At 68.5% G+C, this 10,798-nt stretch carries 7 protein-coding genes; 5 read left to right on the top strand and 2 right to left on the bottom strand.

Features of this window, described 5'->3' with window-relative positions; genetic code table 11:
* Positions 1–136: 136 nt before the first annotated feature.
* The 3 genes from ACN267_RS25700 to ACN267_RS25710 all read left to right on the top strand — a co-directional run bounded on the left by ACN267_RS25700 (position 137) and on the right by ACN267_RS25710 (position 1,954).
* Positions 137–784: a DUF4304 domain-containing protein gene (locus tag ACN267_RS25700; protein ID WP_421489824.1), complete on the top strand. Its 648-nt coding sequence runs from the start codon at positions 137–139 to the stop codon at positions 782–784.
* A gap of 118 nt (positions 785–902) precedes the next feature.
* A complete protein-coding gene (locus ACN267_RS25705) occupies positions 903–1,394 on the top strand; it encodes a helix-turn-helix domain-containing protein (RefSeq protein WP_421489825.1) in 492 nt (163 codons plus the stop codon).
* Entirely contained in the window at positions 1,373–1,954 is a 582-nt protein-coding gene (locus ACN267_RS25710) for a transposase (protein ID WP_421489826.1), read from the top strand. Before ACN267_RS25705 ends, ACN267_RS25710 begins: the two co-directional genes overlap by 22 nt.
* 27 nt (positions 1,955–1,981) lie before the next feature.
* Here the strand turns inward: ACN267_RS25710 and ACN267_RS25715 are convergent, their stop codons facing one another.
* Positions 1,982–2,659 (bottom strand): helix-turn-helix transcriptional regulator, encoded by a 678-nt coding sequence (locus ACN267_RS25715; protein ID WP_421489827.1) that lies wholly within the window; start codon positions 2,657–2,659, stop codon positions 1,982–1,984.
* A gap of 99 nt (positions 2,660–2,758) precedes the next feature.
* Entirely contained in the window at positions 2,759–3,676 is a 918-nt protein-coding gene (locus tag ACN267_RS25720; RefSeq protein WP_421489828.1) for a UbiA family prenyltransferase, read from the bottom strand.
* A 797-nt stretch (positions 3,677–4,473) separates the two neighbouring features.
* Between ACN267_RS25720 and ACN267_RS25725 the strand changes: the two genes are divergently transcribed.
* Together ACN267_RS25725 and ACN267_RS25730 are read left to right on the top strand one after the other, a co-directional pair.
* Positions 4,474–6,297, top strand: coding sequence for a non-ribosomal peptide synthetase (locus tag ACN267_RS25725; protein WP_421489829.1), 1,824 nt, complete (start codon positions 4,474–4,476; stop codon positions 6,295–6,297).
* Between the two features lie 58 nt (positions 6,298–6,355).
* Positions 6,356–10,798 carry a type I polyketide synthase gene (locus ACN267_RS25730; protein ID WP_421489830.1) on the top strand — a complete coding sequence of 1,481 codons (4,443 nt, stop codon included), beginning with the start codon at positions 6,356–6,358 and terminating at the stop codon, positions 10,796–10,798.

The following is a 10,798-nucleotide window of genomic DNA, read 5'->3' on the forward strand; positions in this document are numbered from 1 at the left end:
GGACGCCGCCGGGTCGACTAACATGACTGACTGTAGTTGATTTTGCAGGCAGGCGCGGTCGGAGCCGCACTCGCAGATGTCGATAGTTGTCGTGTACTGAGCCCGTGCCTGCCTCTCCCCAGAGGGGAGCTTGCTGTTGGACGAGAGAGGTGATGCCCAGGTGTCTGCGCAATCGCTGTTCGGCACGCTCGTCAAGGAGGTCGCCGATCAACTCGCAGGGTACGGTTTCGAGCGCGACAAAATGATCTTCCGTCGGTCTTCACCCGAGGGTGATGTGTTGATCATCGAGCTCCAGACGTCCGATTGCTCGAGCAGGGCCGAGAAGGTGTTCTACGTCAACGTGGCGTTGGTGCTGGCACCCAAGTGGGAGCGGGATCGCCTGCGCTACAGACTCCCCGAGTCGGCGAGGCCTCGGGAAATGCACGGTCTCTGGCGGCACCGGATCGGTTTCTCCGGCTTCTCCGGTGGCGATCAGTGGCGGGTCACGGATGAGGCGAGCGCGGCTGAGGTGTCGGCCCTGATCCGGAGGCGGCTGGACGAGATCCTGCCGGTGCTGCTGCCGGCGTTCGACCGGGACGTCCTGCTGGGGGATCCTCCCGATTTCCTCTCGTACGCTGGATGGATGGCACGTGGGTGGGTGCTGGCGGAGCGAGGGCCGTCGGAGGAACTGGAGAAGTTGCTCTTCTCGGAGCCCACGACCGGTGAGTTCAGTTCGGTGGCGAGGAAGGCCATCTGGGAGTGGGCGACAAATCACGGCAGCCGGGATCGGGAGGGGTCCCGGTGACCGGCCCGTGTGTCCTCTGCCACGATCATCGCTGCTACAGATCTTGAATGGCCGGGTCGTCCACTGTGCGTCGGCGCGTCGGCGTGATCTTCGTTGGTGGTCGTTGTAGGCCGGGGTGATGAGGTATCCCGATGGAGGTGGGTTGTCCGCGCGGGGGCGGGCGAAGCGTGAGGCGGTACGGGGGCAGGCTGCCGGGTGGTTCGCCCAGGATGTGTCGGTGCCGGAGATCGCGTGCAGGCTGCGGGTGTCGCAGACTGCGGTGTACGGCTGGCGCAAGCGATGGCAGGCCGGTGGTGAACAGACTCTGGCGTCGAAAGGGCCTGGCGGGTCTCGGTGCCGGCTGGATGAGGGTCGGTTGCGGCGGCTGGCCGATGCTCTGGAGCAGGGGCTGGCGGCGCACGGGTTCGGTAGGGATCAGCGGTGGACCCGGGCGCGGGTGTCGGACCTGATTGCCCGGATGTTCCGCGCCCGGCACACGCTGTGGGGGACGGCGAACATCATGTACCGGCTGGGTTGGTCGGTGCAGGTCCCCGCGCATCGGGCGGTCGAGCGTGACGAGGCCGCGGTCACCACGTGGCGGCGGGAGACGTGGCCAGCGGGAAAACGGTAGCGGCGCAGCGGCAGGCGTGGCTGGTCTTCGAAGATGAGGCCGGTCAGACGCTGCGCCCACCGAAGGCACGCACCTGGGGACCACGCGGGCACACCCCCGTGGTCGCGGTGTCGGGGAAGGGCTCCGGCCGCGTCTCGCTCGCCGGGCTGACCTGCTACCGGCCCGGCCAGCGGTCCCGACTGATCTACCGCACGACCACCCATCGCGGCCGCAAGAACGAGCGCCGCAGCTTCAGCGAACGCGACTACATGGCCCTCCTCGATGCCGCCCACCAACAGATCGACGGCCCGGTCGTGCTGGTCTGGCACAACCTGAACACCCACGTTTCCGCCGCCATGCGGCAGATGATCGACGCCCGGGACTGGCTGACCGTGATCCGGCTACCGGCCTACGCCCCGGACCTGAACCCCACCGAGGCCGTGTGGTCCCACCTCAAACGCAGCATCGGCAACCTCGCCGTCACCGGCGTCAACCACCTCCTCGCGATCATCAAGAACCGGCTCCAGAGCATCCAGTACGCACCGACCTACTCGACGGGTTCCTCGCTCACACCGGACTGACCCTTGAACCCGACACAACCTGACAATTCAGGATCTGTAGCGGTGCGGCAGGCCCACCTTGTTGATCGCATCCACGCGCGAGGTTGCCGCCAGCTTGCGGAATATCTTGCGCAAATGAGCTTTCACGGTGGGTTCGCTGATCGCGAGTTCCTTGGCGATCTCGCGGTTGGAGTAGGCGCGGCCGACACACTTGAGCACCTCCCACTCGCGCTCGGTGATGTTGTCCGGGCGCGTGACCCCCTCGGGCTCGCTGCGCTGATCGTTCCCTGCCGCAGCGGCCCGGTTGGCGAGCCGGACGTGTTCGTGCGCCACGCTGCCGATATAGAGCCGGATGCTGATCGCCTCGTGCAGGCGGTCGAACATGTCGGGTAGGCGGTCGGGGCTTTCCGACATCGCCACCTCGCGTAGGACGGGCACCGCCGCGCGCCACAGCAGGATGCCCGCGCGGATCGAGTCGGCGACGAGGATCTGCTGGCGGGCCCGGTCGATGCCGAGTTCGCGGGTGGCGGCCTGCGGGTCGGGTCGTTCCTGGGCGATCGGGCCGAGCAGGTGCAGGCATTCGCCGAGTATCTCTTCGGCTTGACGGCGGGTCTGATCCCAACGGTCGGCCGTGGCGACGAGAGGGCTGTCAGCGTCGCGCAGAGCCCGCTCGTAGCGGGCGAGGATCTCGACGGTATGCGCTCGGAAACTGTCGACCAGCGACACCCTGTGCCTCGTAATCCTCTGCCTCGTACGACCTTTGGACCAGGAATCTGCACACAGCTTCTCTGAGGATATCCCACGACGCAACATCTTTTGTTGTGGTCAGAACGTGTTGCGGCAGACAAGGGAAATTCCTAGCGCGACGATAGCTCCATATTGACCGACCATGAAGCTGCGGTAGGGGTGACCGAGGGAGTCGGCGGTGAGTGAGCGGCAGTCGCGGGCGAGGCGGGACGCCGCCGCTGTGAGTACCAGCATGGACGGTAGCAGGATCGGTGCTGCCAAGGTGGCCGCCGTGAGGCCCGTCGCCGCGACCCCGACCGCTAGTACGGCGGTGTACCGAGCGACGGGATCGACCCCGTGCCGCACCGCGAACGTGCGCCGTCCCGCCAGGGTGTCACCCGGCACGTCCGTCAGATCCTTGGCCAGGGCACCCACCAGCCCCATCCACGATGACATGGTCAGGCCGAAGACGATCGCGGCGGTGCTGAAGCCCTGCGCGACACCCATGCCCCCCAGGAAGGTCAGCAGCCCCAGGCCGGTGACGACGGCCGAGGTGGCCACCCCCTGGTGCTTGGCCGGGAACGGAGGACCCGAGTAGGCAAACCCCAGGCCCAGGAAGACCAGTACTTCGACCTCGATGCCGGCCACCGCGCCGGCGCCGAGCGCCAGGGTGGCCATGCCGCCTGTCAGCACCGCCGCGCTCGACCGGGGCAGTCGCCCCGACGCGACAGGGCGCCGCGAGCCGTTACCGCGGTCCTCGGCGACGTCCATGACTCCGTTGAAGATGTAGACGGCGACGGCGGCCGAGAACCACGCCACGGCGCCGACGGCGATCGCGTCGAGGTGGGCACGCGCCTGGCCGGCAAGCGCCGCCCCGGCCAAGAAGCGGCTGAGGAACATCACCTGGACCAGTGGCCGGGACTCCAGCAGCCCCATGGCCAACGTGTGACCTGCGGCACTGGTCGCGTTGAGCACCTCGACTGGAAATGTGGATTTTCGGCGATCGTTCTGCGTCATTTTCGTGAACCCCGTTTTCACGCTGACCCGATGAAAGCAATGCAGCACCAGCCTCGTTCCTCAATTAAGGAATGTCCAGAGGAGGCCCGCTTGCGGGGGTGGCGACTCCACGACGCGCGGCGCGAGTCACGCCAACGGTGGTGGCAGTCAGGTCTGACACCGGCGAGGCGATAGTAAGCTGCCGGTTGCTCTCGGTTCTGGTAACAACCTGGCTCACCGTCTGAGCTTGCGGTTGCAGGTGACCCGGCAGGGGAATCCCGGCCCGCAACAATCAGAACGAAGCTTTCCATCATGATCGCTCGGAGCGTCGCACGGGTCACGGCGGTCGCGCGGCATGTCGTGCCATGGGTCAAGCGATCCTTCCGCCATCGATGCCCAGCATCCGGGCCTGCTGGGCCAGGCCGCCCACGGGCGAGCCCGGCGACGCCGTCGTCAGACCCGTGCCCGCCGGTGCCGCCAGAGCACCCCAGCTGAATAGCGGTTGTTCCCTGGTCAGGTGGCAATTGGGCGGCTGCGTGCCAAACGCCGATCCGACCAGCTGGATCGCGTTTGTACGTGCAGTTGTCGGTCGTAGAGGGATTACTGCGGAATGATGGCCGTAATCCTTTCGAACGAGTGGGTCGGTGTTGACTGAAAAAGTGGCCCTTGTTAGCGTCGGGACGACCTTCTGGAATCGTCACGCTTTTGATCTTTGCGTTGTCTGAGCTTACGGTCGACTACGGGGAGTTGTTATGCCATCGGCGTCGTTCGTGAACAGTGGTCGTCGGTCAATTGTCGAACAGTGCCGTCGGCGAGCGATGAGCACGCCCGACGCGGTGGCCGTGGCCGACGCCACGGAATCCTTATCCTGGGCGGATTTCTGGCACCGGGTAGAGGCGACCGCCGGCGTGTTGCGCGCTGCCGGCTGCGGGCCCGCCCGCCCGATCGCGATCTGCATGGCACCGACGGTGAATCGTCTGGTGGCGATGCTTGCCGTGATGGGGATCGGCGCGCCGTACGTCCCGGTCGACCCGCACTACCCCGATTCCAGGATTCGCTCCATGGCCGACGCGGCCGACGTGGGGTGTGTCCTCGTCGACGAAACAACCGAGAAGAGCTTCGCTGCGCTGCCGTACCGGCTCCTGAACCCCTTGCCATGCTCACCCGATCAGGGCGGAGCCGCTGTCGTCGAGCCGGGGAGCGCCGACCTGGCGTACCTCATCTTCACCTCCGGATCGACGGGCGAGCCGAAGTGCGTCGCTATCGAGCACGGCGGTGTCGAGAACCTGTTCGCGGCACTGGACCTGGTGTTGCCGAGACCGCACAGTTGGCCGGAGGAATGCTGGCTCGCCGCGGCCAGCATCTGCTTCGATCTGTCGGTTGTGGAATTGTTCTGGCCGTTGACCCGGGGTATCCCCGTCATGCTCGCCGCTTCCGATTCCCTGGCCGGCAGGAACAGTGACGGTGTCGAGGTGCTCAACAGCATGCTGACCAGCGGGCGGGTCACCCACTTCTTCGTGACGCCCTCGCTGGTGCAGCTCATGCTGCAGGACCGCGCGATCGCCGCCGGTATCAGCAAGCTGCGGGTGCTGATCCTGGGCGGCGAGATCGTCCAGCCCGGGCTGGTCGGCCAGCTCAGCGCGGTGGAACACGTCTACAACGCCTACGGCCCGACCGAGGCCACCGTAGCGACGACACTGCACGAGTGCTCCGACCGTGACACCGGCTACGTACCGATCGGGCGACCCCTGCACGGCTACACCGTGCGTGTCGTTGACGAGGCTGGGCGGGAATGCTCTCAGGGCGAACCTGGTGAGCTGCTGATCGCCGGTCCCGGCCTCGCCCGGGGTTACGTCAACGACCCAGAGCTCACCGCCCGCAAGTTTCCCGTCCTGGGCGATGGAGAGGACCGGCGGCGCTGGTATCGCAGCGGCGACCTGGTCAGTGTCGGTGCCGACGCCACCCTGCGCTACCACGGCCGGATTGACGGTCAGGTCAAGGTGCGGGGCTATCGAATCGAGCTTGGCGAAATCGAGGCGACGATCCGTGCGATGGCTGAGGTCGGGGAGGCCGTCGTGCTGCCCGTCCGGGATGACGCCGGCAGGGTGAGCGGGCTTGTCGCGGCGGTGAAACCTGCCGCACCCGGTCTCACGGCAGACACGGTCAGGACCCGGCTCGGTGAGTCCCTTCCGTGGTACGCGGTACCGCACCTGGTGCGGATCATGTCCGCGCTGCCGCTTGCCGTGAGCGGCAAGGTGGACCGACGGGCGGTGGAACGGTTACTGGCCGGCAGCGGCCCCGGGGCAGCCCACGCCGGCCGGGAGGGCCGTTCCTACGAACAGATTGTCGCCGATGCCTGGGCCACGGTGCTCGGCACGGATCGGTCGTTCGCCACTGACGAGCGGTTCTTCGACGTCGGCGGCAACTCGGCACAGCTCGGCTCGGTCTTCACCCAGCTGGTCAACGCTGTCCCCGAGGCGGACCTGCGGCTAATCGACCTCTATCGGCACCCAACCGTCGCCGCGATGGCGGCACGACTGCGTACACCCGCGCCCACACCGCACCGGGCCGGCGGCTGGGTTCGTCCGGGTGGCGCGTCGAGCGCGGCGGAACGGAGGCGTCTGGCCCGGCGGGCGACGTAGGGCAGCGTGCGAGGTAGGAGCAGAAAGAGGCGGCACCACCCACGGGAGGATCCGGTCAATGAGCTACGAGGACAGCGTAGCGATCATCGGAATGGCCTGCCGGTTTCCCGGCGCGGACACCCTTGAGAGGTTCTGGTCGAACCTGGTGGGGGGCGTGGAGTCGATCACTGTGACCGACGGGCCGTCCGGGTGGATACACGCTTCGGCCCTCTTGGACGGCATCGACCGGTTCGACGCCGGCTTCTTCGGCTACAGCCCACGCGAAGCGGCGCTACTCGACCCACAGCAGCGGCTCTTCCTCGAGGTCTGCTGGGAGGCACTCGAGGATGGCGGCGCGGCGGGTCAGCGGGGCACGCCGGATGTCGGCGTGTACGGCGGCTGCGGCACCAGCCTCTACCTGATGCACCACCTCGGGCGGCAGGCGAGCAAGCCGCTGCCGAACTTTCTTGACTCGGCGCAGGACCTACAGCTGATCATGGCCGCCGGAGGCGACTTCCTGACCAGCCGGGTGTCGTACAAACTCGATCTCAACGGTCCCAGCGTGAGCGTCCATGCCGCCTGCGCCACCGGCCTCTACGCGCTGCACCTGGCTTGCCAGGCGTTGCTGGCGGGCGAGTGCGACATGGCCCTCGCCGGCGCGGCGCACGTACCGGTGCCGCAGATCGATCGTTATCAGCCAGAGCCCGGTCTGGTGCTCTCCGCGGACGGGCACTGCCGGACCTTCGATGCGGGTGCCACCGGGACGATCTTCGGCAGCGGCGTCGGCGCAGTCCTGCTCAAGCCGTTCGACCGGGCGATGGCCGACGGCGACCGGGTGTATGCGGTAGTCCGCAGTACCGCGATCAACAACGATGGGTCCGGCAAACCGGGGTTCAGCTCCCCGAGCCTGTCGGGTCAGGCCGCAGTGATCCGTCAGGCGCTCGCCGCCGCCGACGTCGAGCCCGGCTCGATCTCCTACGTCGAGGCGCACGGCACCGCGACACCGACCGGCGATCCCATCGAGGTCGCGGCGTTAACCGAGGTGTTCGGAGGGGTCCCGCCCGGCTCCTGTGCCCTGGGCTCGGTCAAGACCAATATCGGGCATCTGAGCTGGGCCGCCGGCATCGCCGGGCTGATCAAAACGGCGCTCGCTCTCTGGCACCGGACGCTGCCGGCCTCGTTGCACTACCGGGAGCCTAATCCGGGCATCGACTTCGCCGGGTCGCCCTTCTTCGTACAGTCCGAGACCGCGGGGTGGGAGTCCGGTGGGACACCGCGTCGGGCCGGGGTCAGCGCCTTCGGCCTGGGTGGCACGAACGCGCACGCGATCCTGGAGGAGGCACCACCCGGTCCCGCCGAAACCGGCACCGACGCCAGAATCCAGGTACTACCCCTCTCCGGCGAGTCCGAGCCCGCAGTGCGTGAGCTGGCGTCGCGGATCGGTACGGCCCTGCTGGGCGAGGCCGCGCCGAGCGCCGCTGACGCCGCGTTCACCCTCGGCACGGGGCGTCGACACTTCCCATACCGGGCGGCGGTCGTCGGTTCAGACCGCAAGACGCTCGCCATGCTGCTGGATGCCGTGACGAATGGCGAGGCGGACGCGGCAGACGGGTTCGATGGAGAGATCGGGCTCCACTCCGGCGTCGCCCGTGACGCCGTACCCCGGCTGACCGCGCTCTTCTCCGGGCACGGTGCCGAATACCTGGAGGCCTGTCGCGATCTCTACCTGACCGAGCCCGTGTTCCGCAGCTTCATCGAACGTGTCGACCCGCACTACCAGCAGCTCATCGGCCACCGCCTCTCCAGTTTCCTCTATCAGGATGAGGCGCGCCGGGGGATGCCGATCACCGACTTCCGGCTGGCCCAGCCGGTCGTCTACACCCTGCAGGCGGCGCTGCTCACCCTCTGGCGCCACTGGGGCATCGAGCCGGACGGGTACGTCGGCCACAGCCTCGGCGAGTACGCGGCGGCGTACGGTGCGGGCGTCTTCGACTTCACGACCGGGCTGTATCTCGTGTCCGAGCGTGCCCGGCTGTTCAGCACCCTGCCCGAGTCCGGTGCTATGGCCGCCGTCTTCGCCGACGAGCGTTGGGTGCGGGAGCTGCTGGCCGAGCATGATCAGGTCGACCTCGCGGCGGTCAACGCGCCGAACCGTACCGTGATCTCCGGTGACGGCGCCGCCGTCCGAGCCGCCACTGCGGAGGCCGAGCGGCGCGGCATCATCTGTAAGCCCCTGCGGGTCGGCCGCGCCGCGCACTCCCGGCAGGTCGACGCGATCCTCGACGCCTACGCCGCCGTACTGGACGCCGTTGACCTGCGCCCGCCGGTGCATACGCTCGTGTCCACGCTCACCGGCGCACCGGCCACGGCGGAGATCGCGACACCCGAATACTGGCTGCGGCAACTGCGCCAGCCGGTCCGGTTCGTCGCCGCGATCCGCGCAGCCGTCGGGGAGGTGCCCGGCATCCTGCTCGAGATCGGCCTGGCCGACACCCTCACCGGCCTGTCCCAGCTCACCCTCGGCACCGACCCCCGGAACGAGCCGACCTGCCTCGAAACGCTGCGCTGGGATCGCAACGACGTCGCCTCCACCCGGCTCGCGCTGGCCGGTGCGTACACGGCGGGACTGGAGGTGGACTGGTCGTCCGTTTCGCCCGGCGGCCGTACCGTCACCCTGCCCACCTATCCCTTCCAGCGGGGGCGGCACTGGGTCGAGGCGGTGCCGACCGGTGGGGACACGGCGGTCGGGCGCGTTGATGACGACCTCCCGGAGAGCCCCGACGGGGTAGCTCAGGACGGTCCCGCCCTCTACTCGGTCACCTGGGCCGACGCGCCGGCGATCCCGCTGACCCGAGCGCCGGGCCGGGTCCTAGTCGTCGCCCCGTCCGTACATTCGGCCGCCGAACTGACCCGGGAGCTGGAGCGCCTCGGAGCCGAGGTTCTGGTCCACGTCCACACCGACGACGCGGTGGCGGACACCGTGCGGGTGCTGACCAGCCTTCGGCCGGCGACGGTCGTCAACGCCGTTCCCGTGCTGCGCAAGCGGCAGACCGACCTGGGTGAGCTTTCCACCCGTACGGGTTCGGCCCTCGACGAGGTGGCCGCGGCCGGGGGAGCGGTCACCCTGCAACTCTTCCAGGCGCTGGCCAGGGCGAACCTGCCCGCCGTCGTCTACACCGTGACTGCTGGTGCCCGTCGCGTCCTGACCTCAGACGACGTGGTCTCCGCGCAGGGCGCGATCATCGGTTTGGCCCGAACCGCGCGTACGGAGTTCCCGGCCGTCCGGCACGTTCTCGTTGATCTCGACGCGGCCGCGACCAAGCAACGGTGGACCGCGACGATGTCGTCGTTCGCCGCCGTCCTCGGTTCCCTCACCGTCGGCTCCGGTGACGCCGAGTTGGCGCTGCGCGGTGACCGGGTGCTGCTGCCCCGACTCCGGCATACCCCGGTGCCCGTGCAGGCCGGGCCGTCCCGTCTCGATCCGGAGGGCTGGTATCTGGTCGTCGGCGGACTGTCCGGTGTCGGCCTGGAGTGCGCGCATGCGCTGCTGGAGCTCGGTGGCCGGCGGTTGGTCCTCGGTGGCCGGTCGGCACCCCGCCCGGAGCAGGAGCGGCGGCTACGGAGACTGGCCGAGGAGTTTGGGGCGGAGATCCTGACCGAGAGGGTGGACGTCACCTCTGCACAGCAGGTCGACCGGCTCTTCGTCAGCTACGGCGGGACGGGCGCGGGCATCCGGGGCGTCGTGCACGCGGCGGGCGTCATCGACGATGCGACCATCGACCGGACGGATTGGCGCGGCATCGAAGGGGTGCTGGCACCGAAGGTGGAGGGTGCATGGAACCTGCACCGTAGTGCCGCCGAGCACGCGCCCGCCCTCGACCTGTTTGTCATGACGTCCTCCTTCACGGGGCTGTTCGGTAATCCCGGGCAGGCGGCGCACGCGGCGGCCTGCGCCTACCTGGACGCGTTGGCCGGGCATCGTCGGGCACTCGGCCTCCCTGGCTTGTCGATCAACCTGGGTTCCTGGTCGGACGTCGGCTATCTGGCCGGTAAAACCGCGTTCCTGCTCCGGCTCGACGAGCAGGGCCTCGGCACGTTCACCAGCGCCGAGGGGCGCCCACTGCTGCGTGCCGTGATGGCCAGCCGGTCTTCGGGACAGGTGGGGCTGTTGGCGGTCCGTTGGAAGGATCTCGACCCGGAGCACCACCTCGCCTCCAACCCGCTCACCGGCGACCTGACCGGTGCGCTGCCCGCGCTCACCGTCGCCGCGCCCGAGGCGGCCCCGGAGGACGTACTGGCCTGTTGTGTGGAGGTCGTAGCGCGGGAACTGGGTTTCGACCGCGACGAGATCGACGGGCTCGACCTGGCGCGGGCGGGCATGGACTCACTCAATGCCCTCACCATCCGCAACCGGCTGCAGCGCCGTCTGTCGGTACCGCTGCCTCCCTCGATCTGCTTCGACAGACCAACCGTGGGCGAGCTGGCCGAGGAGATCGAGCGGCGGATGCGGGAGGGGGCCTGA

This window comes from Micromonospora sp. WMMD734, from assembly GCF_049178975.1.
GTDB lineage: Bacteria > Actinomycetota > Actinomycetes > Mycobacteriales > Micromonosporaceae > Micromonospora > Micromonospora wenchangensis.

Coding starts and splice junctions, on each gene's coding strand:
- ACN267_RS25725 (WP_421489829.1), top strand. CDS start 4,474: ATGAGCACGCCCGACGCGGTGGCCGTGGCCGACGCCACGGAATCCTTA.
- ACN267_RS25730 (WP_421489830.1), top strand. CDS start 6,356: ATGAGCTACGAGGACAGCGTAGCGATCATCGGAATGGCCTGCCGGTTT.
- ACN267_RS25705 (WP_421489825.1), top strand. CDS start 903: ATGAGGTATCCCGATGGAGGTGGGTTGTCCGCGCGGGGGCGGGCGAAG.
- ACN267_RS25720 (WP_421489828.1), bottom strand. CDS start 3,676: ATGACGCAGAACGATCGCCGAAAATCCACATTTCCAGTCGAGGTGCTC.